A 22,449-nucleotide genomic window follows, 5' to 3' on the forward strand; every position below is an offset into this window, starting at 1 on the left:
ATGATCAAGCAAGCCCTTCTCTCCGTTTCAGACAAGACCGGCATCGTCGAATTCGCGCGTGAACTGAACGCGCTCGGCGTCACGCTGCTTTCCACCGGCGGCACCGCCAAACTGCTGGCCGACGCCGGCCTTCCCGTGACGGAAGTGGCCGACTACACCGGCTTTCCCGAGATGCTGGATGGCCGCGTGAAGACGCTGCACCCGAAGGTGCACGGCGGCATCCTGGCGCGCCGCGACCTGCCCGAGCACATGGCTGCCCTGGCGAAGCACGACATCCCGACGATCGACCTGCTGGTGGTGAACCTGTACCCGTTCCAGCAGACCGTGGCCAAGGACGACTGCACGCTGCCCGACGCCATCGAGAACATCGACATCGGCGGCCCGACCATGCTGCGCTCGGCGGCCAAGAATCACCGTGACGTGACCGTCATCGTGGACCCGGCCGACTACGCCGTGGTGCTGGACGAAATGCGCGGCAATGGCAACAACGTCGGCTACGACACGAACTTCCGCCTGGCGACCAAGGTGTTTGCACACACCGCCCAGTACGACGGCGCGATCACGAACTACCTGACCAGCCTTGGCGCCGACAAGTCGCACCAGGCACGCAGCAGCTATCCGCAGACGCTGAACCTGGCCTTCGAGAAGGTGCAGGAAATGCGCTACGGCGAGAACCCGCACCAGTCGGCCGCGTTCTACCGCGACCTGAAGACCGTGGACGGCGCGCTGGCCAACTACGTGCAGCTGCAGGGCAAGGAACTGTCGTACAACAACATCGCCGACGCGGATGCCGCGTGGGAATGCGTGAAGTCGTTCGACGCGGCCAACGGCGCTGCCTGCGTGATCATCAAGCACGCCAACCCGTGCGGCGTGGCCATCGGCGCGAACGCGCTGGAAGCCTACGACAAGGCGTTCAAGACCGATTCGACATCGGCCTTCGGCGGCATCATCGCCTTCAACGTCGAACTGGATGAAGCCGCCGCCCAGGCCGTGGCCAAGCAGTTCGTGGAAGTGCTGATCGCCCCGTCGTTCAGCGCCGCCGCGCGCAACGTGTTCGCCGCCAAGCAGAACGTGCGCCTGCTGGAAATCCCGCTGGGCCGTGGCGTGAACCAGTTCGACCTGAAGCGCGTGGGTGGCGGCCTGCTGGTGCAGGGCCCGGATGCCCGCAACGTGCGGCCTTCGGAACTGCGTGTGGTGACGCGCCGTCATCCGACGCCGAAGGAAATGGACGATCTGATGTTTGCCTGGCGCGTGGCTAAGTTCGTGAAGTCGAACGCCGTCGTGTTCTGCGGCAACGGCATGACGCTGGGCGTTGGCGCCGGCCAGATGAGCCGCGTGGATTCGGCCCGCATCGCCAGCATCAAGGCGCAGAACGCCGGCCTGACGCTGGCCGGTTCGGCCGTGGCATCGGACGCGTTCTTCCCGTTCCGTGACGGCCTGGACGTGGTGGTCGACGCTGGCGCCACCGTGGTGATCCAGCCGGGCGGCTCGATGCGCGACGACGAAGTGATCGCCGCCGCGGACGAGCGCGGCATCGCGATGGTGCTGACCGGCACCCGCCACTTCCGCCACTAAGCGACAAGGCAACAAGGCTGCCGGTGGTTTGACGACGCCGCCGCCAACCACGCCCAAGTGGTTGAAAGGTGGCGATGTCTTGGCCCTCTCTCCCCTCATGGGGAGAGAGCGGGAGAGAGGGGTGGTCTAGCAACGGGCCACAACGAGCGAAGCTGTCGGTTTGCTCCAGCACGGCGGCGTTTGACACGCCTGCCCTCTCCCCCAGCCCCTCTCCCGCTTCGCGGGAGAGGGGAGCAATCCTCTGCCAGGGCGTAATCCACTACACTACGCCCATCTGTCTCCCCTTCCCCCGCTTCATGCGCATTCTCGGCATCGACCCTGGTCTGCGGACCACTGGCTTTGGCGTGCTCGAAAAGCACGGCAACAAGCTTGCCTATGTGGCATCGGGCACGATCCGCAGCAATGGCGACGAAAGCCTGCCCCAGCGCCTGAAAACGCTCTACGACGGCATTGCCGAGGTCGCCCGCACCTATGCGCCCGACTGCGCGGCGATCGAGAAGGTGTTCGTCAACGTCAACCCGCAATCGACACTGCTGCTGGGCCAGGCGCGCGGCGCCGCCATCTGCGGGCTGGTCGGCCAGGGACTGCCCGTGTTCGAGTACACCGCGCTGCAGCTCAAAGTGGCCGTGGTCGGCTATGGCCGCGCCAACAAGGAACAGGTGCAGGAAATGGTGATGCGGCTGTTGTCGCTGTCCGGACGCCCCAGCAGCGACGCCGCAGACGCGCTGGGCGTGGCGATCTGCCACGCGAACGGGGGCGATACGCTGGGCACGCTGGCCACGATGGCACCGGAACTGGCGCGCAAGGGCCTGCGCGTGCGGCGCGGTCGCCTGATCGGCTGAGCGCGCGTCGCTTAGAATCGGCGTTCGAGAGTCCGCTCAGGAACGCCCCAGATGCCACAATCCCTCGTCTTCCGTCCTTTTCTCGCTGTTGCCCTGGCCACGTTGATCGCCAGCTGCGCCACCGCGCCACGCGCGCCGGTGTCCACGGCGGCGGCGCCGGCCCCGGCCCCCGCGCCAGCCGCACCGGCACCCGTAGCGGCAGCGCCCGCGCTGGTCATCGGCCACCGGGGCGCCAGCGCGCTTCGCCCAGAACACACGCTGGCGTCGTACCAGAAGGCCATCGATGATGGCGCCGACATCATCGAGCCCGACCTCGTGTCGACTCGGGACGGAATATTGGTAGCGCGCCACGAGAACAACATCACCGGCACCACCAACGTGGCCGAAGTGGCCGAGTTTGCCGACCGGCGCCGCATCAAGGTCATCGACGGCGAACGGATCGACGGCTGGTTCACCGAGGATTTCACGCTCGCCGAACTCAAGACCCTGCGCGCCCGCGAGCGTATTCCGAAGCTGCGCCCATACAACGCCAAGCTCGACGACCAGTTCGAGATTCCGACCTTCGACGAAATCCTGAAGCTCGCGGCGCAGGCCGCCGGCCGGCGTGGTGCGCCCGTAGGCATCTATCCCGAACTGAAGCATCCGAGCTACTTCCGTGCCATCGGCCTGCCGCTGGAGGAAAAGCTCGCCGCCACGCTGCAGGCCAACGCCTATGCCAGGACGGCCCCTGTCTATGTACAGTCGTTCGAGGTCGGGCCGCTGCGCACCATGAAGCGGCTGCTGGGCACCTCGATGCCGAACGTGAAGATCGTGCAGCTGCTGGGCAACCCCACCAGCCGCCCCGCCGACTGGCGTCTGTCCGGCGACAGCCGTACCTATGCGTCGATGCTGACGCCACTGGGCCTGCGAGAAGTGGCCACCTACGCCAACGGTATCGGCCCCGAAAAGAGCCTGGTCATTCCACGCGACGCCCGTGGCGGCCTGGGCACGCCCACGGCCCTGGTCGCCAACGCCCACGCCGCTGGCCTGGTGGTGCATCCGTACACGTTCCGGCCCGAGAACAGCTTCCTGCCCCGCACGCTACGCGCGCCCGGCGACGACGCCACGCGCAACCCCGACGGCATGGTGCGCGAGGTGCAGGCATTCATCGCGGCGGGCGTGGACGGCTTCTTTACTGACGACCCCGCGCTGGGGCGTCGCGCGGTGGCCACATCGACTGGCCAGTAGCCGTGCCGGCCGCGCTACACTTGCGGCCAGTTTTCTACTGGTACAGAACATGATCGGACGCATCGCCGGCACCCTGCTTGAAAAGAATCCCCCACATCTGCTGGTCGACTGCCACGGCGTCGGCTACGAGATCGATGTGCCGATGAGCACGTTCTACAACCTGCCCGCCGTGGGCCAGCCCGTTACGCTGCTGACGCAGCAGATCATCCGCGAGGATGCCCACCTCCTGTTCGGCTTTGGCACCGCCACCGAGCGCAACACGTTCCGCGAGCTGATCAAAATCACCGGCATCGGTGCCCGCATGGCGCTGGCCGTGCTGTCCGGCCTGTCCGTGCCCGAACTGGCGCAGGCCGTGACGATGCAGGAAGCCGGCCGGCTCACCCGCATCCCTGGCATCGGCAAGAAGACCGCCGAGCGGCTGCTGCTGGAGCTCAAGGGCAAACTGGGCGCCGATCTGGGCCACGTTCCCGGCGCCGCGCCCGTGTCCGACAACGCCGTCGACGTGCTCAACGCGCTGCTGGCGCTGGGCTATTCCGAAAAGGAAGCAGCGCAGGCCATCAAGCAGGTGCCTTCGGGCACCGGCGTGTCCGAAGGCATCAAGCTCGCACTCAAGGCATTATCGAAGGGTTGAGGCAGCCATTCTGGGCGGCCATCGCGGCTGCCGCCCGCACCGGCAGCGTAGAATGGCGCCAAATTGCCTTCCACTGCCATGATCGAAACCGACAAGCTGACCGGTGACCGCCTGCCTGACCGCGTGATCTCCGCCGCGCCCGCCTCCAACCGTGAGGAAGCCTTCGAGCGCGCACTGCGCCCGAAACTGCTGGACGAATACGTCGGACAGGAAAAGGTACGCGGCCAGCTCGACATCTTCATGCACGCGGCCCGCAACCGCCGCGAGGCGCTGGACCACGTGCTGCTGTTCGGCCCGCCCGGGCTGGGCAAGACCACGCTGGCCCACATCATCGCGCGCGAGATGGGCGTGAACCTGCGCCAGACGTCGGGGCCGGTGCTGGAGCGCCCCGGCGACCTGGCCGCACTGCTGACCAATCTCGAAGCCAACGACGTCCTGTTCATCGACGAGATCCACCGCCTGTCTCCGGTGGTGGAGGAAATCCTGTACCCGGCGCTGGAGGACTACCAGATCGACATCATGATCGGCGAAGGTCCGGCCGCGCGCTCAGTCAAGCTCGACCTGCAGCCGTTCACGCTGGTGGGCGCCACCACGCGCGCCGGCATGCTGACCAACCCGCTGCGTGACCGCTTCGGCATTGTGGCGCGGCTGGAGTTCTATACGCCGGACGAACTGGCACGCATCGTGGCGCGTTCGGCGAAACTGCTCAATGCGGTCATCGAGCCGGCCGGCGCGCTGGAGATCGCGCGGCGCGCCCGTGGCACGCCGCGTATCGCCAACCGCCTGCTGCGCCGCGTGCGCGACTATGCCGAGGTCAAGAGCAACGGCACGATCACGCGTGAGCTGGCGGACGCGGCGCTGGCGATGCTCGATGTGGACACCGTCGGCTTCGACCTGATGGACCGCAAGCTGCTGGAAGCCGTGCTGCACAAGTTCGATGGCGGCCCGGTGGGCGTGGACAACCTGGCAGCGGCCATCGGCGAGGCCCGCGACACAATCGAGGACGTCCTGGAACCCTACATGATCCAGCAGGGCTACCTGCAACGCACACCGCGTGGCCGGGTTGCCACCGCCGCGGCGTACCGGCACTTCGGGCTGGCATCGCCCCAGGACGAGTCCGGGCCGGACATGCTCGACCGGCCCTGAGCGTCGTGGGAGCACCCCGGGGCACGTTCGGTGCACCGGGGGCCTGCGCCCGGCACGGGTGTTCAGGCGCCAATTAAACGTTTTCGCAAACCCTTGCAAATTTTTTCGAAGTGGATTGCTGGCTAATGACCAGTTGTCCACAATGGCTGCATCCTTTTTACAAAACGCGCACCGCGCCATAAGGACAGTCATGAAACTCCGAGCCAAGCATTCCCTTTCCGTCGCCGCCTGCCTGATGTTCGCCTGGGCGGGCGCGGCCCAGGCGCAGAAGCCGTCCACGCCTGCGCCCATCGGCGTCGCCGAGGAAGCCGTGGTCAGCGGCAAGGTGATCGAAGTCAATCCGGATACCAAGGCCGTGCTCGTCCAGGGCCCGCGCGGCAACCTGGTGGAGATCGTGGCCGGCGACGAGGCCAAAAACATCGGCAATGTGAAGAAGGGCGACATCGTCACGTTGACGCGCGGTGCCGCCGTGGTGGCCGGGCTGGAACCCATCGGCAGCAAGGACACCGCGCTCATGGAGCAGGTGGAGCGCGTGTCGCGCGCGGCCGAAGGCGGCAAGCCCGGCGTGATGCGCGAGATCACCACCACCATCACCGCCCAGATCACCAATGTGGACGTGACCAAGCGCACGGTCACGTTCCGCGGCCCGCGCGAAACCCTGCGCACCGTGAAGGTTCAGGATCCGAACATCGATCTGGCCGCCATCAAGAAGGGCCAGATGGCCAAGTTCGTGATCAAGGAAGTCGTGGCGATTACGGTCAAGGCACCGAGCGCAGGCTGATCGGCGCGGCACGCAAGCCGCACCGCCTCTGACGCAGTACGTTTCCCCATCAGGAGAACAACAAATGGATCGACGTCAGTTTGTGACCCGGGTGGCCGGGTCGGGTCTGCTGGTCGCCACGGCGGCGTTTGCCGCCGGCTGCACCACGACAGGCACTAGCGCAGGTAGCGATGCCGCTGCCCAGCGCCGGGAAATCGATGCGGGCGCCGATGGCGCACTGAACCGCCTCTATTCGTCAGTGAAGAGCGCGCAGGACCTGGGCAATCGCGCACAGGGCATCCTGATCTTCCCGCGCGTGCTGTCCGGCGGCCTGGTGATCGGCGGGGAATACGGCGATGGCGTGCTGCGCAGCAAGGGCGCCGCGCAGGGCTACTACCGCACCATCGCCGGCTCGATCGGCCTGACGGCGGGTGGCCAGTCGCGCTCGGTCATCATCATGTTCATGACGCCCGATGCCTATCAGAAGTTCGTGCAGTCGAAGGGCTGGACGGTCGGCGCCGATGCCAGCGTGGCGCTGGCCAAGATTGGCGCCAACGGCACGATCGACACGGTCACGATGCAGCAGCCCGTGATCGCCTTCGTGCAGACCAACGCTGGCGCGATGGTCGACGTCTCGCTGAACGGCGCGAAGATCAGCAAGCTCGACATCTAGCACTGCGGACTGTCGGCTGCAAATGGAGGAAGCCCGGCCCTGGCCGGGCTTTTTTTCGTGCGCGCCACGTACAGGTGGCGTCACTGGCATAATCGCGCGAATCACGCCCCGTCGCCCGCGCCCCCGGATGCCACCCATGCACGAACCCCTCGCAGCCTCCACGACGTCCGGCCAAAGCGGACGCGTCTATCGCTATTACGACCTGGTGATGGTCGCCTTCGTCACGGTTCTGCTGTGCTCGAACCTGATTGGCGCCGCCAAGGCCGCGCAGGTTACGCTACCGGTCATCGGCCCGGTCACGTTTGGCGCGGGAGTGCTGTTCTTCCCGGTGTCGTACATCTTTGGCGACATCCTGACCGAGGTCTATGGCTACGGCCGGGACCGGCGCGTGGTCTGGGCCGGCTTTGCCGCGCTGGGGTTTGCCACGTTCATGGCCTTCGTCGTGCTGCGCATGCCGGTGGCGCCGTTCATGGTGGACTACCAGAAGAGCCTGGAGGACGTATTCGGCAACACCTGGCGTATCGCCCTGGGTTCGCTGATCGCGTTCTGCTGCGGCAGCTTCACCAACAGCTACACGCTGGCGAAGATGAAGCTCTGGACCGGCGGGCGCTGGCTGTGGACGCGCACGATCGGCTCGACGCTGGCTGGCGAACTGGTCGACTCGTCGCTGTTCTACGTGATTGCGTTCTACGGGATCTGGCCGCTGGAAAAGGTCATCCAGGTGGCCATTGCACAGTATGTGCTGAAGACCAGCTGGGAGGTCGTGATGACCCCCGTGACCTACAAGGTGGTGGCGTTTCTGAAACGCGCGGAGAACGAGGACTGGTACGACCGGAACACGAACTTCACGCCGTTCCGGCTGCGGGTCTGAGGCCCCGGGAGAGGCCCGGGGCTCGGAAGGTCAAGGGACGCGGCGGTCCACCTCGTCCAGCGTCAGCGCTTCCAGGTGGCCGACGTCAGCCCATTGCAGCAGCGTCAGGTTGGCGCTGTCGCAACGCAGGCGGTTGATACTGGCATTGAGCAGCTCGTGCGTGCGCGGCGCCTCCAGCGTCATGCCGGTGGCCTCGCGATACAGGCAGTCGAGCACGCCACCGTGCGCCACCAGTGCGATGCGCTCGCCCGGATGCCGCCGCGACAGCGACAACGCAATCTCCACCGCCCGCTCATGGAATTCGCGCAGCGACTCACCCCCCGGCGGCGCGTAGTCCGGAACGCGCGCCTGCCAGCGTGCGAAATCCTCGGGGCGCTTTTCGGCCACTTCGGCGTACGTCATGCGTTCCAGGTCGCCATAGCAGCGCTCGCGCAGGCGCCGCTCGGGGCGTACCTGCAAACCCAGCGCCTGCGCCAGCGGCGCGGCCGTCTGCATGGCACGGCCGAGGTCGCTGGAGTACACCGCGTCGATCGGCTCGCCGGTCAGGGCCTCCGCCAGCGCACGGGCCTGGGCCTCGCCGGTGTCATTGAGCGGGATGTCGATCTGGCCCTGGAGCCGCCGTTCGCGGTTCCAGGCCGTCTCGCCATGGCGAATCACGATCAGGTGGGTGTAGGCCAGCGACTGCGGGCCGGAGCTTTGCAACATGCCGTTTTCCTTGGGGCGACGGATTTTGGCGGATCTGGTCTGGCGCTTACTTCGCCAGTTTCGGATTCAGCGCGTAGGTGCCGGTGTAGCTGGCCTGTGCCAGCACATGGCCTTCGATCGCGCGGCGCACTTCGGTGCCGGTGAACTTGCCCTCGACCGGCACCCGGTCGATATCGAGCGCGTACACGGTGAACACATAGCGGTGCGGGATGGTGTCGTTCCACGGCGGGCACGGGCCGTCGTAGCCGAAGTAATCGCCCTTCATGTCCGCATCGTTGGCGAACCAGCCGGTGTAGTCGTTCAGCCCATGGCGCAGGCCGCCGGCCGTGGCCGTGCCCACCAGCGCCTCGGGGCCGGGCTTGCCGCGCGCGATCACGCCATCGCTATGGGTGCCGGCCGAGATCGTATTCAGGCCCGGCGGAATATCCACCAGCACCCAGTGGAAGAACTCCACGCGGGGCATGGACGCGGGAATCTCGCGCCCTTCCTGGTTCACGTCGTCGAGCTGGCTGGGCACGTCGCATTCGTGGCAGATCAGCACGAACGAGCGCGTACCAGCGGGCACGTCGTCCCAGTGGAGGTCCGGATTCCGGTTGGTGGACAGCGTGATGTGGCTGGCCGCATCGGGCACGCAGAAAGCAAACTCGCCAGGAATCGGTGCGTTGTCGGCAAAAGCCTTGCTCCAGAGTTTCATGGACATCTCCTTCGACTCGGTCACGCAGTGCCGGCAGGCGGCACGCGCAGCCAGAACGTCACGGGACCATCGTTGGTCAGGCTGACCTGCATCATGGCGCCGAACTCGCCGGTCTGGACCGACGGGTGTGCGGCGCGGGCGCGGGTCACGAAATGATCATAGAGACGGCGGCCGTCCTCGGGCGAGGCCGCCGGCGTGAAGCTGGGGCGCGTACCGCTGTTGGTGTCGGCGGCCAGCGTGAACTGCGACACCACGAGCAGCCCGCCCGCCGTGCCCTGCCCGTCCATGTTCTGTACCGGCAGGTTCATCTTGCCGTCCGCGTCGGAAAACACGCGGTAAGCCAGCAGCTTGGACAGCAGCCGTTCGGCCTGCGCCTCGGCATCGCCGCGTTCGGCGCAGACCAGCGCCAGCAGGCCGGCGCCAATCTCGCCGGTAGTGCGGCCGTCCACGGTCACGCGGGCCTGCGATACGCGCTGGATCAGGGCAATCATCGCGGAAGCGTCAGGACAGCGTCACGCGCGCGAAGCGGCGCTTGCCAACCTGCACGACGTACGTGCCGGCGGCTACCTTGAGCGCCTTGTCGGCAACCGGTTCGCCGTCGATCTTCACGCCGCCCTGCTCGATGTTGCGCGTGGCTTCGGACGTCGACGGGACCAGGTTGGCCTGCTTGAGCAGTTGCGCGATGCCAAGCGGCGCGCCTTCCAGGCTCACGGCCGGGATATCGTCGGGAATGCCGCCCTTCGCGCGGTGGTTGAACGCCTCCAGCGCAGCCTCGGCCGCGGCCTGGTCGTGGAAGCGCGCCACGATCTCCTGGGCTAGCAGCACCTTGCAGTCGCGCGGATTGCGTCCGGCAGCGATCTCCTGCTTCATCAGGTCGATCTCGCTGATCGGGCGGAACGACAGCAGCGTGAAGTACTGCCACATCAGGTCGTCCGAGATGCTCATGAGCTTGCCGAACATGTCGTTCGGGGCCTCGGTCACGCCGATGTAGTTGTTCTTGGACTTCGACATCTTCTCGACGCCGTCCAGCCCCACCAGCAGCGGCATGGTCAGGATGCACTGCGACTCCTGGCCGTATTCCTTCTGCAGTTCACGGCCCACCAGCAGGTTGAACTTCTGGTCGGTGCCGCCAAGCTCCAGGTCGGACTTCAGCGCGACCGAATCGTAGCCCTGCATGAGTGGATAAAGGAACTCATGGACCGAAATCGGAATCCCAGACCGGAACCGCTTGGTGAAGTCGTCGCGCTCCATCATGCGGGCGACCGTGTACTTGGCGGCCAGCTGGATCATGCCGCGCGCGCCGAGCGGGTCGCACCACTCGCTGTTGTAGCGGATTTCGGTCTTCGCCGGATCCAGCACCAGGCTCGCCTGCTTGTAGTAGGTCTGCGCGTTCTGCTCGATCTGCTCGCGCGTGAGCGGCGGACGCGTGGAATTGCGGCCCGACGGATCGCCGATGGTCGACGTGAAATCGCCGATCAGGAAGATCACCTGGTGGCCAAGGTCCTGGAGTTGGCGCAGCTTGTTCAGCACCACGGTATGGCCCAGGTGGATGTCGGGCGCGGTCGGGTCCAGGCCCAGCTTGATGCGCAGTGGCACACCGGTCGCTTCGCTGCGCGCGAGCTTCTGGAGCCACTCGGATTCGACCAGAAGTTCGTCGCAGCCACGCTTGGTGATCTCAAGGGCGCGCATCACCGACGGCGTAAGTGGATAATTGGGCGCGGCGGACGAGGACACTTCACTCATGGCGTAAGTCTTTGAAATCTATAAGGAAAATGCTACGGACGACCAAAGTCGTTCTGGTATAATCTGCGCCTTGTGTCAGACGAATTCCTACGTCTGCAACCCGCCGTCTTGAGCGCAGGCCGCCATGATTGTTTGGCGGACCATACAAACGCCCGCACCGCACCTCGGGGGAGGAAGGCAGACGAGAGATATCGTCGCGGCAGCGGCCCTGGCAATACCGAAAGCTTGAATTCTACGTGATGTGGTCTAGTCTCCGCGAAGTTTTCGCGCGTGAGCTGGTGGTCCTTGTTGACCCTTTGAATCCCCAGCATACGCGTCGCCGCAAGCAGTTGACCGTTGCCGTCGGCACGGTCTTCACGCTTGGCATGGCGGCCGCGATGGGCGTTGCTCCCCGCAACGCCTACGATGATCCGCTCGCCCCGCGCGTGCAGCAGTCGCTGCGCATGCCCGATGTGCACGAGCAGCTCGAACAGTTAACCGAGGTCGACGACGGCGCCGTCTACGTCCGGCAGGAACGCATGCAGCGCGGCGATACCATCGCCACGCTGCTGCGCCGCCTGGGCGTGGAAGATCCCGACGCCCAGTCCTTTATCCTCAAGAATCCCACCGCGCGCGGCCTGTTCAACCTGAACCCAGGCCAGGCCGTGCAGGCCGAGATCGACGACAGCAACCTGCTGGTTTCACTGCAGGCCAACCTGGGTGGCGACGCCACGTCGTCGCGCGAGCTCGTGATCGAGCGCGTGGCGCCGGTGAAGGACGGCGGCGACTACACGTACAAGGCCCGCATCGCCACGGTCGACAACGACCTGCACTACGAGATGGCATCGGGTGCCATCGACAGCACGGGTTTCTTCAAGTCGATGGACGTGGCCAACGTGCCGGACGAGGTGGTCAGCCAGATGATCTCGATCTTTTCGGGCGTCATCGACTTCCACCACGACATCGCCAAGGGCGACCGCTTCCGCATCGTCTACGAAGCGGGCTTCCGCGACGGCGCCTTCGTGCGCAACGGCCGCGTGGTGGCGATCGAACTGATCAACCGCAGCACGCTGTACCAGGCGCTCTGGTATGCGCCCGAAGATGGCGAGCCGGGCGCGTACTACACGTTCGACGGCCGCACCATGAAGCGTCCGTTCCTGCGGTCGCCGGTGGAGTTCTCGCGCGTGTCGTCGGGCTTTGGCGGCCGCGATCATCCGCTGCATCACAAGTGGGCCCAGCACAAGGGCGTGGACTTTGCCGCGCCCCAGGGCACCAAGGTGTTTGCCACCGGCGACGCCACGGTCGACTTTGTCGGCCAGCAGAACGGCTACGGCAACATCATCGTGCTGCAGCACGCGGGCGGGTATTCCACGTACTACGCCCATCTGTCCGGCTTTGCGAGTATCCGTGAAGGCCAGCGCGTAAACCAGGGCCAGGTGATCGGCTACGTGGGTTCGACGGGCTGGGCCACCGGGCCGCACCTGCACTACGAATTCCGCTACAACGACCAGCCGCAGAATCCGCTGACGACGACCTTGATGGAAGCGCCAACGCTGACCGGCAAATCGCGCTCGGAATTCCTGAGCTATACAAGCGCCATGCTGAGCCGTATCAACATGCTGCGCACCTACAACGTCCTGACCGCCAGCAACTGATTCATGTCCATGGCCCCGATGCCCACCGAGTGTTTTGTCGGCCTGATGTCGGGGACCAGCATGGACGGCGCCGATGGCGTGCTGGTGGATTTCTCCGGTGCGCGGCCCGAGGTACTGGCCGCCGCCCACACCCCTTTCCCCGCCGCCTTGCGCGAGGCTTTCGGCGCGCTGCAGCAGCCCGGTGACGACGAGATCCACCGCGAGGCCGTGGCCGCCAATGAACTGGCTCGCGTCTATGCGGAATGCGTGGCCGAACTGTTACGGCAGGCCGATATCGCGCCGGGACACGTAACGGCTATCGGCGCGCACGGGCAGACCATTCGTCATCGCCCGGGACTCTACGACGGCATCGGCTACACGCGACAGACCCAGCATCCCGCGCTACTGGCCGAACTGACCGACATCGACGTGGTGGCGGACTTCCGCAGCCGCGATATCGCGGCGGGTGGCCAAGGTGCGCCGCTGGTACCGGCCGTGCATGCCGCGCTGTTCGGGGCGCGCGATGAAACACGCGTGGTCTGCAATATCGGCGGCATCTCCAATATCAGCATCTTGCCGGCTGCCAATACCGGCCGATCTGTCACGGGATTCGACTGCGGTCCGGGCAATGCACTGCTCGACCATTGGGTCCATCGCCATCAGGGCGCGGCTTACGATGACCGGGGCGCCTGGGGCGCCAGCGGGCGCGTCGACGCGGACCTGCTTGAACGCCTGCTGACCGAACCGTATTTCCGCGCGGCGCCGCCGAAAAGCACGGGCCGCGACCTGTTCCATCCGGCGTGGCTGCAAGGTGTGCTGGATAGCCTGCCGCAACAGCCGAAGCCCGCCGACGTGCAGGCCACGCTTGCCACGCTGACCGCCACGGCCATTGCGCGCGATGTGTTGGCTTATGCGGGGAATGCGAGCCGGCTGATCGTTTGCGGCGGTGGTGCCAGCAATGACTACGTGATGCAGGCGCTGGGCCAGTTGCTGCCCGGCGTCGCGGTACAAACGACGGCGGACTTTGGTGTGCCAGTGACACAGGTGGAAGCCATTGCGTTCGCATGGCTGGCACGGCAATGCATGCGGCGCGCGCCGGGCAACGTGCCGACGGTAACAGGCGCGGCGGGTCCGCGCGTGCTGGGTGCCATTTATCCGCGCTGAGCGCCGCCTCGGCGATCGGACATAAAAAAAGCGCACCTGACGGTGCGCTTTTTTGCTGGGCAAGACCGGGCGTTCAGACCGAGAACGACGAGCCGCAACCACAAGTGGTCGAGGCATTCGGGTTTTTGATCACGAACTGGGCGCCGTTGATGTCTTCCTTGTAATCGATCTCGGCGCCTACCAGGTACTGGTAGCTCATCGAGTCGATCAGCAGCTTGACACCGTTCTTGATCAGCGTGGTGTCATCTTCATTGACGTCTTCATCGAACGTAAAACCGTACTGGAAGCCGGAGCAACCGCCGCCCTGCACGAACACGCGCAGCTTCAGTTCGGCATTGCCCTCTTCCTCGATCAACTGCTTGACCTTGTCGGCCGCGCTATCGGTAAAGACGAACGGTGCCGGCACGTCCTCGGTAACGGGTGCCTCTGCGACTGCGTTCATGGGGAATTCTCCTGGTTAGATACGCCCGTATTCTAAGCGCTACTCAGAAATCGTGCCGAAACCTTGTGTTTTCAAGGGGCTCTGGACGTTTGCGCCACATCAGGCCGGCACGCGCTCGCCGTCGGGTGCCTTGTCGTCCGCAGCGTCGGTGTCCGACGCCGCCTCGGATTTGTCTCCGGCGCGTGCTTCCTGCTCTTCCTTGGGCTCGGCGGCGGGCATATGGTTCGGCAGCGCCCGGACTTCGGACTGCACCAGCGGCACCAGCCGGCCTTCGACGATGGCACCCTGATGCATCTCCAGCGCCGCATAACGCACTTCGCCATACACGCGGGCATTGGGCTGCAATTCGAGCAGTTCGGCGGCGTGGACCGGGCCGGTTACCGTGCCGTTCAGGATCAGATGATCCACGCGCACTTCGCCCTCCACCACGCCTTTTTCGCTGATGACGAGCATGCTCGACTTGCCTTCGGTGGCCACGACATTACCGCGCACGCGACCGTCCAGGCGCAGACCGCCCGCAAACGACACATCACCTTCGATGATGGCGTGCTGACCGACCAACGTGTCGATGGATAGGCCTTTCTTCTTCGAAAACAGCATCTTTTACCCCCTTTGTTGCAAGTACTACGGTGTCGCGCTCTGCGTCGCCCTAGTTTGGCCGTTCTGCACGATGCTGACCGATACCGCCCGGATTTCAGCGTCTTGCGGAATCGCTAGGTCACCCTCGATGCGTTGGTAGTGCGTCAGCCGGATGCCCGGCAGCGGCGCATCACCCGACTGCGGCAACACCAACGTTAACGGCTTCCCACGTCGATTCGCCAAAATTGTGAACTGCAGTTCGCCTTTGAACTCGGCCTGCTGAACAAATGCCCTCGATCCGCCCTGCATGACCAGCAGCCGATAGTGCATCGCCCGGGGCTGCGTCTCGTCCAGTGCCACGCGGAAGCTGCGCACATGGATGCCTGTCGTATCACCGGTGGCCGGCAGCAGCGACTCGAAGAAGCCAAGATCCTCCTTCAGTTGCGCCACCTCGGCCTCGGCCGACTTCACCTGCTCGGCCATTCTTTCATGCGCGGCCCGGGCCATTTGCAACTGTGCCTCCGCCGTATTGGCACTCTGCCGGAAGCTATCGCGTTCGGCCGACACTTCGGCGAGTTGCTGACGCAATACCGTGTGGGCCGCGAGCAATTCGGTATCGCCGGCACGCGGTGTCGCCATGGCGAGCCCCGCCTTGTAGGCCAGCATCCCACCCAGCGTACCGACGAGGACCAGAGCGACCGCCGTACCCAGCCAGATTCGCCACGGCCGGCGCACACGAACAATGGCCGAAGTCGAACGCAGCCCTCGGCACGGTCGCAGCGGGCGGTACTTTAGCCCCATTACCTCAGCCCCATCGTCAGGCCCCCCTGTTTCGCAGGCCCGTGATTGTATCGCCGCACAATCTGCGCGCGAATGAAAAGTGTAAGAAATGGCAAGTATGCGCCGGGATTGCTACGATTCCTGTGCGAATCTGCAGACGAAAAAAAAGCCGCACGACGAATCGTGCGGCTTTTTGGCTTGCCCACCCTGACCAAGGCCAAGGTCTGGCAAAAGCGAATTAACGCTTCGAGAACTGCTTCCGGCGACGTGCCTTGTGCAGACCGACCTTCTTACGTTCAACTTCACGAGCATCACGCGTCACGTAGCCTGCCTTCGACAGGGCCGACTTCAGCGTTGCATCGTAGTCGATCAGGGCGCGGGTGATGCCGTGGCGAACAGCACCGGCCTGGCCGGTTTCGCCACCGCCGGTCACGTTGACCTTGATGTCGAACGTTTCAGCGTGAGCAGTCAGTTCCAGCGGCTGGCGCACGATCATCAGCGAGGTTTCGCGAGCGAAATACTCTTTGATGGGCTTGCCATTGACGATGATGTCGCCCTTGCCCGACTTGATGAAGACACGTGCCACGGCGCTCTTGCGGCGGCCAGTACCGTAATTCCAATTACCGATCATGGATGGCCCCCTTAGATATCCAGCACCTTGGGCTGCTGTGCGCTATGCGGATGCTCGCCTTCGGCATAAACCTTCAGCTTCTTGATCATCGCGTAGCCCAGCGGACCCTTCGGCAGCATGCCCTTGACAGCCTTTTCCAGGGCACGGCCCGGGAAACGCTGCTGCATCTTGCCGAACGTCGTTTCGTAGATACCGCCCGGGTAGCCCGAATGGCGGTAGTACTTCTTGTCCTGTTCCTTGGTACCCGTCACGCGCAGTTTGGCTGCATTGACGATGATGATGAAATCACCGGTGTCGACGTGAGGAGTAAATTCCGGCTTGTGCTTGCCGCGCAGTCGGCGTGCCACTTCGCTGGCAACACGGCCGAGGACTTTGTCCGTCGCGTCAATCACGTACCAGTCGCGCTTTACCTCTGCAGGCTTGGCGGAAAAGGTCTTCATGATTTTTCCTGAGTATGAAAACTGCCCTGTTTGACGGTCGCCGTTTTAGCGTCCTGTCGCTCGGCCGGCCCTTTGGACCTAGCCTTCCTGCTTGTATTTGCAGGCTCTCCCTGAATCTTTTTCCGGGGGCAATGACCGGAAAGCCGACGATTATACTGGGCGTTGACGACTTCGCACAAGCAAAGATGTGGCTTTTCGTCAAGCCGTCCAGGCATGCCGGCGCAAGAAGCGCTGCTTTGCGCACGCACCGGATGGCGCATCCTTGCAAACGGCGAAAAAAAACCCAAGTCAGTTTGGACTTGGGTTTGAATCCACCAAAGGAGGAGGGTGGAGGAGACACTGGGCGATCGACGGGGCCGGTCATGGCGGGCGGTGCGGAGGGCGATCAGGGCATTGTTGCCAGCTTTCGCTTTCGCACTCTGGCGCGCTGTTCATGCGCCGTCGTTCGATGAAATGGATTATACATAGGGATTTCCCGGATGCAAGAAAATTTGCACTGCGAAATGTCAAACCACAATGTGAAATGGCGAACACACCGCACGATTAATTTGCTTTTTCTTTGTTATCAACGACTTAACCATTTTATTCTGTCAGTGCAGATACGCCACACTAGAGGAAACCTTCAGATTCTTAGGGGTTAACCCCATACTCAGAGCCGATGGCGTGCTTGCCATATACTCGCGGAATGCAAGACGCGTGAACGCGCTGGCTTGAGCGAAAAAACACACAGGTACCGAGGAACGAAAAAAATGGAATGCAAAGTGACATGGGGCGGCCCCGAAGGCATGAGCTTCATCGCCCAGACCGGCAGTGGACACCTGGTGGCAATGGATGGCGCGCCCGATGGCGGCGGCAACAACCTCGCGCCGCGTCCGATGGAAATGGTCCTGCTGGGCACCGGCGGCTGCACGGCCTATGACGTGGTGCTGATCCTGAAGCGCGGGCGCCAGGATGTGCGCGGCTGCTCGGTCAAGCTCGAAGCGGAGCGCGCTGATGCCGATCCCAAGGTGTTCACGAAGATTAACTTCCACTTCACGGTGACCGGCAAGAATCTGGACCCCGCCAAGGTGGAGCGCGCCATCGAGCTGTCGCACGAAAAGTACTGCTCGGCGTCGATCATGCTGGCCAAGACGGCCGAGATCACGCACACGACGGAGATCATCGAGGGCTGAGCGCGAGCCGCGCGGCGCCAACGTGAAAAGCAAAACGCCCGGCATTGCGCCGGGCGTTCTTGTATATAGAGCAAAGCAGGCCGATAAGCCGGATTCTGTGCACACCGCGCGCCCTTGCAGGCACATGGCGCGTGACAACCATTCCTCTAGGCCGACCGTTACCGGCCGGCTCCAGCTCCCTACCCGCAGACTCGGCGGGCCGCTTCATCGTCTGCCTATTTGGGATTGCTCCAGGTGGAGGTTACCGCGTTTCACCCTTCCCGCCAGTCGAAACCGGCGGCAAGACTCGTCTCTGTGGCCCTATTCCGCACGTTACCGTGGATGGCTGTTAGCCAACACCCTGCCCTGTGGAGTCCGGACTTTCCTCCCCCTGCCCGCTTGCGCGGACAGGCAGCGATTGTCTGGCCTGCTTTGCGGGCCGCAGTCTATCACCGATGACCGCGCGGGTCAGCCCTGGATTGCCGGCGCGATAGCCCGGCGCCCCGGCCGGAACACCGTGACATCGTCGTAGAACGCGAAATCGGCGTTATCGTCACACCAGCCCGGGATGCCCATCACCGGCAACGGCGCGAAGCTGCGACCTCCCGCGAAATGACCGGCCTGCACAGCGCTGGCTAGCGATTCGGCCAGTAACCCGTCAAGCCGCTCGACCGGTGTGTCAGGCGCCGCGTCGATCCACCAGGCGTGGGCCGTGATCGACTTGTACGGTTGCACCAGCTTCTCCAGCAGCGCATGGCCGAACGGCATCACGGTACAGGCGCCATGCCAGGCATCGCGCCGCGCGACGAACAACTCGCGCCAGCCGAATCCGCGCAGTGAATCGACCAGCGAAGCATCCTGGGTCATGAAGATCAGCGCGTTCTCGTCGAACAGCGTCGCGGCGTCGCGCAGGCCCCCGCGCACCCGGCCCACGCCATCGCGCGCAATGGCGCTGGCTTGAAGCTGGTTCAGCAGACGCTTGGTTTCGGGAAAATGCAGCCAGACGAGCGCGTTGAACGCGTCGTGCAGATTGTCGCGCGTGGGCACATGGCCCGTGGCGTGGATGTGGGATTCGTAGGCAACACCTTCGGCCAGTTCGGCCTGCGGTACGAAACGCAGCGGCAGGCCGGAGGCATTGCGCAGTGGCGCGGCGCTCTGGTTGAGCGCGTCGCGCCACGCTTCACTGCGGAACATCGGAGCCGACGCGGCGAACGGCCGGAACCACGGCCGCGTCCAGTCGATGTCGGACAGCAAACGCTCAGCTCGCCTTCCAGCGCAGCGTTTCTCCGGCGCGCAGCGGCACCAGCGTGGTATCGCCGTACGGCAGTTCGGCCGGCAGTTGCCAGTCCTCGCGCGTCAGCGTCAGCGTGCCGGTGTTGCGCGGTAGGCCGTAGAACGCCGGGCCATTGAAGCTGGAAAACGCTTCGAGCTTGTCCAGCGCGCCGGCGGCATCGAATGCCTCGGCATACAGTTCCATCGCGTGCAGCGCCGTGTAGCAGCCCGCGCAGCCGCAGGCGTGTTCCTTCAGGCCCTTGGCATGGGGCGCGCTGTCCGTGCCCAGGAAGAACCGCTCGCTGCCCGACGTGGCCGCCTTGACCAGCGCGTCGCGGTGGACTTCGCGCTTGAGCACGGGCAGGCAGTAGTAATGCGGACGAATGCCACCCGTGAAGATCGCGTTGCGGTTGTAGAGCAGGTGGTGCGCCGTGATGGTGGCAGCGATCGGGCCTTCGGCCTCGGCCACGTACTGCGCCGCGTCGCGCGTGGTGATGTGCTCGAACACGACCTTCAGCTCCGGAAAATCGCGGCGCAGCGGCTTCATCACGCGCTCGATGAACACGGCCTCACGGTCGAAGATGTCGATGTCGCCATCGGTCACTTCGCCGTGCACCAGCAGCGGCAGCCCGGCGCGCTGCATGGCTTCCAGTGTGGGAGCGCAGCGGCGGATGTCGGTCACGCCGGCATCGCTGTTCGTGGTGGCGCCGGCCGGATACAGCTTCACCGCGTGCACGAAACCGCTGGCCTTGGCCGCGACGATCTCTTCGGGCGGCAGATTGTCGGTCAGGTACAGCGTCATCAGCGGCTCGAACGCCACACCAGCCGGCAGCGCGGCCAGGATGCGGTCGCGATAGGCGCTGGCCAGGGCCACCGTGGTCACGGGCGGCTTCAGGTTCGGCATGATGATGGCGCGCGCGAACTGGCGGGCGGTATCGGGCAGCACAGCCGACAGCGCGGCGCCGTCGCGCACGTGCAGATGCCAGTCGTCGGGGCGGGTAATCGTAAGCTTCTGGGTCATGGGGACAAGCACTACTTGGATACTTAGAGAATCAGGATGGCGCGGTAGTCGTTCACATTGGTGCGCGTGGGGCCGGTCACGACCAGGTCGCCCACGGCATCGAAGAAGCCCCAGGCATCGTGCGCGTCCAGCCGCTGTCGCGCGGATACACCTGCTGCGTCCGCCCGGGCCAGTGAGTCGGGCGCGAGCAGCGCGCCGGCGTTGTCCTCGGACCCGTCGATGCCATCGGTATCGGCCGCAATCGCCTGGATATTGGCCGCGCCGTCCAGTTCGATCGCCAGCGACAGCAGGAATTCCGAACACCGGCCGCCGCGTGCGCGTTCCGCGCCACCGCTCGGCAATGTGACCGTGCATTCACCGCCCGAAATCAGCACCACCGGCGCGGAGAACGGCGCATTGTACTTGCGAATCTCGCGTACCAGCGCCGCATAGACGCGCGCCACCTCCTGCGCCTCGCCGGTCACGGTATCGCCCAGCACCACGGGCTGGATACCCTGGCGCCGGAACAGCGCGGCCGCGGCTTCCAGGCTGCCATGGGCCGTGGCGATCATGCGATTGTCCACACGGGCGAACAACGCATCGCCCGGCTTTGGCGTTTCGGCGATCTCGCCACGCGCGCCGCGTTCCAGGTGCGACTGCACGGTGTCGGGCACCACGGCGCCAAAGCGCTTGAGGATCGCCAGCGCGTCGGCATAGGTGCTGGGGTCAGGCACGGTCGGACCCGACGCAATCGCGCTCGGGTCGTCGCCGGCCACGTCGGACACGATCAGCGTGGTCACCGGCGCGCGGCTGGCCTGCGCCAGCCGTCCGCCCTGGATGCGCGAGATGTGCTTGCGCACGATGTTCATGTCGGTAATCGGCGCGCCGCAGCGCAGCAATTCGCGCGTGGTGGCCTTCAGGTCGGCCATCGGGATGCCTTCGGCCGGCAGCGACAGCAGGCTCGACCCGCCGCCGGACACCAGCACGATCAGCCGATCCTCGGGCCCCAGCGACTGCACCTGGGCCAGGATATCGGCGGCAGCCTGCTCGCCGGCCTCGTCGGGCACCGGGTGGCCGGCCTCGATCACGCGGATGTGTTCGGTCGGCAAGCCATGCGCGTAGCGCGTGACGACCACCCCTTCCAGCGTGGCGCGGCCCTGATAGGCGCGCTCGACGGCCAGCGCCATCGACGCCGCGGCCTTGCCAGCGCCCACCACGAGGGTGCGCCCGCCGGCATGCGGCGGCGGCAGGTGGCTGGCGATGATTTCCAGCGGGTCCGCGGCGGCCACGGCCGCGCGAAAGCTTTCCAACAGCAATGTGCGAGGGCAGCCCTGGAAGTTCACAGTGCCTCCGCGATAGCCTGGCCCAGATCGGCCGTGGAGGCGGTACCGCCAATGTCGCGCGTCAGCGGCGCGTGGCCCGGCCCGGCGGCCAGCACCTTCTCGATGGTCTGCAGCACCGCCGCACCCGCCTCGGGATGGCCCAGGTGTTCCAGCATCATCGCGCCGCACCAGATCTGGCCGATGGGGTTGGCGATGCCCTTGCCGGCGATATCGGGCGCCGAGCCGTGCACCGGTTCGAACAGGCTCGGATACACCTTGTCCGGGTTGATATTGCCCGACGGCGCCACGCCGATGGTGCCCGTGCAGGCCGGGCCCAGGTCGGACAGGATGTCGCCAAACAGGTTGCTGGCCACCACCACGTCGAACCAGTCCGGATGCTGCACGAAGTGCGCGGTCAGGATGTCGATGTGGTACTTGTCTACCTTCAGGCCGGGATAATTGGCCGCCATGGCCTCCACGCGCTCGTCCCAGTACGGCATCGTGATCGAGATGCCGTTGGACTTGGTGGCCGACGTGAGATGCTTCTTAGGCCGTTTCTGGGCCAGTTCGAACGCGAATTTCAGGATGCGGTCCACGCCGTGGCGGCTCATCACCGTTTCCTGCACCACAATTTCGCGGTCCGTGTTCGGGAACATGCGGCCGCCGATGCTGGAATACTCGCCCTCGGTGTTCTCGCGCACCACGTAGAAATCGATGTCGCCGGGCTTGCGGTCGGCCAGCGGGCTCTTGATGCCGGGCATCAGCCGCACGGGGCGCAGGTTCACGTACTGGTCGAACGACCTCCGGAACTGCAGCAGCGAGCCCCACAGCGATACATGGTCGGCAATCTTCGCCGGCCAGCCCACCGCGCCAAAATAGATCGCGTCGTACTTGACCAGCGTGTCGAACCAGTCGTCCGGCAGCATCTTGCCGTGGCGCTCGTAGTATTCGTAGCTGGAAAAGTCGAAGTGGTCCCACTGGAAGTCGATGCCGAAGCGCCGCGCGGCGGCGTCCATGACACGGATGCCTTCCGGCATCACTTCCGTTCCAATTCCGTCTCCGGGAATGACAGCGATCTTGTATTGACTCATGGCTGGGAAGGGCGAGGTGGCGGGGGGCGCGTGCGCCCGGCTTGGCAGCACCGGGAACGCGCAGGATAATGTCCGCATTCTATTGCAAAGCGGCAGC

General features: G+C 64.9%; 24 protein-coding genes and 1 other RNA gene. 11 read left to right on the forward strand and 14 right to left on the reverse strand.

The window, feature by feature from the left end:
* From purH to MFF62_RS05730, 8 genes are all read left to right on the forward strand, one after another.
* Window positions 1-1,575, forward strand: a complete 1,575-nt coding sequence (gene purH / locus MFF62_RS05695) for a bifunctional phosphoribosylaminoimidazolecarboxamide formyltransferase/IMP cyclohydrolase (protein WP_238261046.1) — start codon at window positions 1-3, stop codon at window positions 1,573-1,575.
* Window positions 1,576-1,871: 296 nt separating this feature from the next.
* On the forward strand, window positions 1,872-2,417 hold the full coding sequence (ruvC, locus tag MFF62_RS05700; RefSeq protein ID WP_238261048.1) for a crossover junction endodeoxyribonuclease RuvC: 546 nt from the start codon (window positions 1,872-1,874) through the stop codon (window positions 2,415-2,417).
* 51 nt (window positions 2,418-2,468) lie between these two features.
* Window positions 2,469-3,644, forward strand: a complete 1,176-nt coding sequence (locus MFF62_RS05705; protein WP_238261050.1) for a glycerophosphodiester phosphodiesterase — start codon at window positions 2,469-2,471, stop codon at window positions 3,642-3,644.
* A 49-nt stretch (window positions 3,645-3,693) separates the two neighbouring features.
* Entirely contained in the window at window positions 3,694-4,275 is a 582-nt protein-coding gene (ruvA, locus tag MFF62_RS05710) for a Holliday junction branch migration protein RuvA (protein ID WP_238261052.1), read from the forward strand.
* 78 nt (window positions 4,276-4,353) lie between these two features.
* Complete coding sequence (ruvB, locus tag MFF62_RS05715; RefSeq protein WP_238261054.1) at window positions 4,354-5,421, forward strand: Holliday junction branch migration DNA helicase RuvB; 1,068 nt, start codon at window positions 4,354-4,356, stop codon at window positions 5,419-5,421.
* A gap of 190 nt (window positions 5,422-5,611) precedes the next feature.
* A complete protein-coding gene (locus MFF62_RS05720) occupies window positions 5,612-6,202 on the forward strand; it encodes a hypothetical protein (RefSeq protein WP_238261056.1) in 591 nt (196 codons plus the stop codon).
* Between the two features lie 64 nt (window positions 6,203-6,266).
* On the forward strand, window positions 6,267-6,854 hold the full coding sequence (locus tag MFF62_RS05725) for a BPSL1445 family SYLF domain-containing lipoprotein (RefSeq protein ID WP_238261058.1): 588 nt from the start codon (window positions 6,267-6,269) through the stop codon (window positions 6,852-6,854).
* 136 nt (window positions 6,855-6,990) lie between these two features.
* Window positions 6,991-7,725, forward strand: coding sequence for a queuosine precursor transporter (locus MFF62_RS05730; RefSeq protein WP_238261060.1), 735 nt, complete (start codon window positions 6,991-6,993; stop codon window positions 7,723-7,725).
* A 30-nt stretch (window positions 7,726-7,755) separates the two neighbouring features.
* Here MFF62_RS05730 and MFF62_RS05735 read toward each other — a convergent pair whose 3' ends face one another.
* The 4 genes from MFF62_RS05735 to tyrS are packed head-to-tail and all read right to left on the reverse strand — an operon-like array spanning window position 7,756 to window position 10,867.
* Complete coding sequence (locus MFF62_RS05735) at window positions 7,756-8,430, reverse strand: histidine phosphatase family protein (protein ID WP_238261062.1); 675 nt, start codon at window positions 8,428-8,430, stop codon at window positions 7,756-7,758.
* A 46-nt stretch (window positions 8,431-8,476) separates the two neighbouring features.
* Window positions 8,477-9,124, reverse strand: a complete 648-nt coding sequence (locus tag MFF62_RS05740; protein WP_238261063.1) for a YbhB/YbcL family Raf kinase inhibitor-like protein — start codon at window positions 9,122-9,124, stop codon at window positions 8,477-8,479.
* Window positions 9,125-9,144: 20 nt separating this feature from the next.
* Window positions 9,145-9,615 (reverse strand): D-aminoacyl-tRNA deacylase, encoded by a 471-nt coding sequence (gene dtd, locus MFF62_RS05745; RefSeq protein ID WP_238261065.1) that lies wholly within the window; start codon window positions 9,613-9,615, stop codon window positions 9,145-9,147.
* Window positions 9,616-9,625: 10 nt separating this feature from the next.
* Entirely contained in the window at window positions 9,626-10,867 is a 1,242-nt protein-coding gene (gene tyrS / locus MFF62_RS05750; RefSeq protein WP_238261067.1) for a tyrosine--tRNA ligase, read from the reverse strand.
* Window positions 10,868-11,106: 239 nt separating this feature from the next.
* On the opposite strand from tyrS, the gene MFF62_RS05755 reads away from it, so the two are divergent.
* Window positions 11,107-12,501, forward strand: a complete 1,395-nt coding sequence (locus MFF62_RS05755) for a M23 family metallopeptidase (protein WP_238261068.1) — start codon at window positions 11,107-11,109, stop codon at window positions 12,499-12,501.
* Between the two features lie 3 nt (window positions 12,502-12,504).
* Window positions 12,505-13,644 carry an anhydro-N-acetylmuramic acid kinase gene (locus tag MFF62_RS05760; protein WP_238261070.1) on the forward strand — a complete coding sequence of 380 codons (1,140 nt, stop codon included), beginning with the start codon at window positions 12,505-12,507 and terminating at the stop codon, window positions 13,642-13,644.
* A 73-nt stretch (window positions 13,645-13,717) separates the two neighbouring features.
* On the opposite strand, the gene erpA is transcribed toward MFF62_RS05760, so the two are convergent.
* The 5 genes from erpA to rplM all read right to left on the reverse strand — a co-directional run bounded on the left by erpA (window position 13,718) and on the right by rplM (window position 16,516).
* Window positions 13,718-14,086: an iron-sulfur cluster insertion protein ErpA gene (erpA, locus tag MFF62_RS05765; protein ID WP_238261072.1), complete on the reverse strand. Its 369-nt coding sequence runs from the start codon at window positions 14,084-14,086 to the stop codon at window positions 13,718-13,720.
* A gap of 99 nt (window positions 14,087-14,185) precedes the next feature.
* Entirely contained in the window at window positions 14,186-14,686 is a 501-nt protein-coding gene (locus MFF62_RS05770) for a bactofilin family protein (protein WP_238261074.1), read from the reverse strand.
* Between the two features lie 24 nt (window positions 14,687-14,710).
* Window positions 14,711-15,466 (reverse strand): DUF6776 family protein, encoded by a 756-nt coding sequence (locus MFF62_RS05775; RefSeq protein WP_404990649.1) that lies wholly within the window; start codon window positions 15,464-15,466, stop codon window positions 14,711-14,713.
* A gap of 217 nt (window positions 15,467-15,683) precedes the next feature.
* Window positions 15,684-16,076: a 30S ribosomal protein S9 gene (gene rpsI / locus MFF62_RS05780; protein WP_066739492.1), complete on the reverse strand. Its 393-nt coding sequence runs from the start codon at window positions 16,074-16,076 to the stop codon at window positions 15,684-15,686.
* A gap of 11 nt (window positions 16,077-16,087) precedes the next feature.
* Window positions 16,088-16,516: a 50S ribosomal protein L13 gene (gene rplM, locus MFF62_RS05785; protein ID WP_238261078.1), complete on the reverse strand. Its 429-nt coding sequence runs from the start codon at window positions 16,514-16,516 to the stop codon at window positions 16,088-16,090.
* Between the two features lie 749 nt (window positions 16,517-17,265).
* Here rplM and MFF62_RS05790 point away from each other — a divergent pair.
* Entirely contained in the window at window positions 17,266-17,688 is a 423-nt protein-coding gene (locus tag MFF62_RS05790) for an OsmC family protein (RefSeq protein ID WP_238261080.1), read from the forward strand.
* Window positions 17,689-17,756: 68 nt separating this feature from the next.
* Here the strand turns inward: MFF62_RS05790 and rnpB are convergent.
* The 5 genes from rnpB to MFF62_RS05815 all read right to left on the reverse strand — a co-directional run bounded on the left by rnpB (window position 17,757) and on the right by MFF62_RS05815 (window position 22,352).
* Window positions 17,757-18,101, reverse strand: an RNA gene (gene rnpB, locus MFF62_RS05795) — RNase P RNA component class A.
* A gap of 34 nt (window positions 18,102-18,135) precedes the next feature.
* Window positions 18,136-18,921, reverse strand: a complete 786-nt coding sequence (locus MFF62_RS05800; protein WP_238261082.1) for a DUF3025 domain-containing protein — start codon at window positions 18,919-18,921, stop codon at window positions 18,136-18,138.
* A 4-nt stretch (window positions 18,922-18,925) separates the two neighbouring features.
* Window positions 18,926-19,960 (reverse strand): dihydroorotase, encoded by a 1,035-nt coding sequence (gene pyrC, locus MFF62_RS05805; protein ID WP_238261084.1) that lies wholly within the window; start codon window positions 19,958-19,960, stop codon window positions 18,926-18,928.
* A 23-nt stretch (window positions 19,961-19,983) separates the two neighbouring features.
* Entirely contained in the window at window positions 19,984-21,282 is a 1,299-nt protein-coding gene (locus MFF62_RS05810; protein ID WP_238261085.1) for a glycerate kinase type-2 family protein, read from the reverse strand.
* Complete coding sequence (locus MFF62_RS05815) at window positions 21,279-22,352, reverse strand: tartrate dehydrogenase (RefSeq protein ID WP_238261087.1); 1,074 nt, start codon at window positions 22,350-22,352, stop codon at window positions 21,279-21,281. The genes MFF62_RS05810 and MFF62_RS05815 overlap by 4 nt, the downstream gene beginning before the upstream one ends.
* Window positions 22,353-22,449: the final 97 nt, after the last annotated feature.

The sequence above is a fragment of the Cupriavidus pauculus genome (genome assembly GCF_022179805.1).
Classification (GTDB): Bacteria; Pseudomonadota; Gammaproteobacteria; order Burkholderiales; family Burkholderiaceae; genus Cupriavidus; species Cupriavidus pauculus_E.

Excerpts from the sequence above, each read along its gene's own strand:
- MFF62_RS05790 (WP_238261080.1), top strand. The coding sequence starts at position 17,266 with ATGGAATGCAAAGTGACATGGGGCGGCCCCGAAGGCATGAGCTTCATC.
- MFF62_RS05705 (WP_238261050.1), top strand. The coding sequence starts at position 2,469 with ATGCCACAATCCCTCGTCTTCCGTCCTTTTCTCGCTGTTGCCCTGGCC.
- ruvB (WP_238261054.1), top strand. The coding sequence starts at position 4,354 with ATGATCGAAACCGACAAGCTGACCGGTGACCGCCTGCCTGACCGCGTG.
- MFF62_RS05725 (WP_238261058.1), top strand. The coding sequence starts at position 6,267 with ATGGATCGACGTCAGTTTGTGACCCGGGTGGCCGGGTCGGGTCTGCTG.
- erpA (WP_238261072.1), bottom strand. The coding sequence starts at position 14,086 with ATGAACGCAGTCGCAGAGGCACCCGTTACCGAGGACGTGCCGGCACCG.
- MFF62_RS05815 (WP_238261087.1), bottom strand. The coding sequence starts at position 22,352 with ATGAGTCAATACAAGATCGCTGTCATTCCCGGAGACGGAATTGGAACG.
- MFF62_RS05735 (WP_238261062.1), bottom strand. The coding sequence starts at position 8,430 with ATGTTGCAAAGCTCCGGCCCGCAGTCGCTGGCCTACACCCACCTGATC.
- MFF62_RS05760 (WP_238261070.1), top strand. The coding sequence starts at position 12,505 with ATGTCCATGGCCCCGATGCCCACCGAGTGTTTTGTCGGCCTGATGTCG.
- MFF62_RS05730 (WP_238261060.1), top strand. The coding sequence starts at position 6,991 with ATGCACGAACCCCTCGCAGCCTCCACGACGTCCGGCCAAAGCGGACGC.
- rplM (WP_238261078.1), bottom strand. The coding sequence starts at position 16,516 with ATGAAGACCTTTTCCGCCAAGCCTGCAGAGGTAAAGCGCGACTGGTAC.
- MFF62_RS05755 (WP_238261068.1), top strand. The coding sequence starts at position 11,107 with ATGTGGTCTAGTCTCCGCGAAGTTTTCGCGCGTGAGCTGGTGGTCCTT.
- rpsI (WP_066739492.1), bottom strand. The coding sequence starts at position 16,076 with ATGATCGGTAATTGGAATTACGGTACTGGCCGCCGCAAGAGCGCCGTG.
- dtd (WP_238261065.1), bottom strand. The coding sequence starts at position 9,615 with ATGATTGCCCTGATCCAGCGCGTATCGCAGGCCCGCGTGACCGTGGAC.
- ruvC (WP_238261048.1), top strand. The coding sequence starts at position 1,872 with ATGCGCATTCTCGGCATCGACCCTGGTCTGCGGACCACTGGCTTTGGC.
- MFF62_RS05775 (WP_404990649.1), bottom strand. The coding sequence starts at position 15,466 with ATGGGGCTAAAGTACCGCCCGCTGCGACCGTGCCGAGGGCTGCGTTCG.
- MFF62_RS05770 (WP_238261074.1), bottom strand. The coding sequence starts at position 14,686 with ATGCTGTTTTCGAAGAAGAAAGGCCTATCCATCGACACGTTGGTCGGT.
- tyrS (WP_238261067.1), bottom strand. The coding sequence starts at position 10,867 with ATGAGTGAAGTGTCCTCGTCCGCCGCGCCCAATTATCCACTTACGCCG.
- ruvA (WP_238261052.1), top strand. The coding sequence starts at position 3,694 with ATGATCGGACGCATCGCCGGCACCCTGCTTGAAAAGAATCCCCCACAT.
- MFF62_RS05740 (WP_238261063.1), bottom strand. The coding sequence starts at position 9,124 with ATGAAACTCTGGAGCAAGGCTTTTGCCGACAACGCACCGATTCCTGGC.
- MFF62_RS05720 (WP_238261056.1), top strand. The coding sequence starts at position 5,612 with ATGAAACTCCGAGCCAAGCATTCCCTTTCCGTCGCCGCCTGCCTGATG.
- purH (WP_238261046.1), top strand. The coding sequence starts at position 1 with ATGATCAAGCAAGCCCTTCTCTCCGTTTCAGACAAGACCGGCATCGTC.
- pyrC (WP_238261084.1), bottom strand. The coding sequence starts at position 19,960 with ATGACCCAGAAGCTTACGATTACCCGCCCCGACGACTGGCATCTGCAC.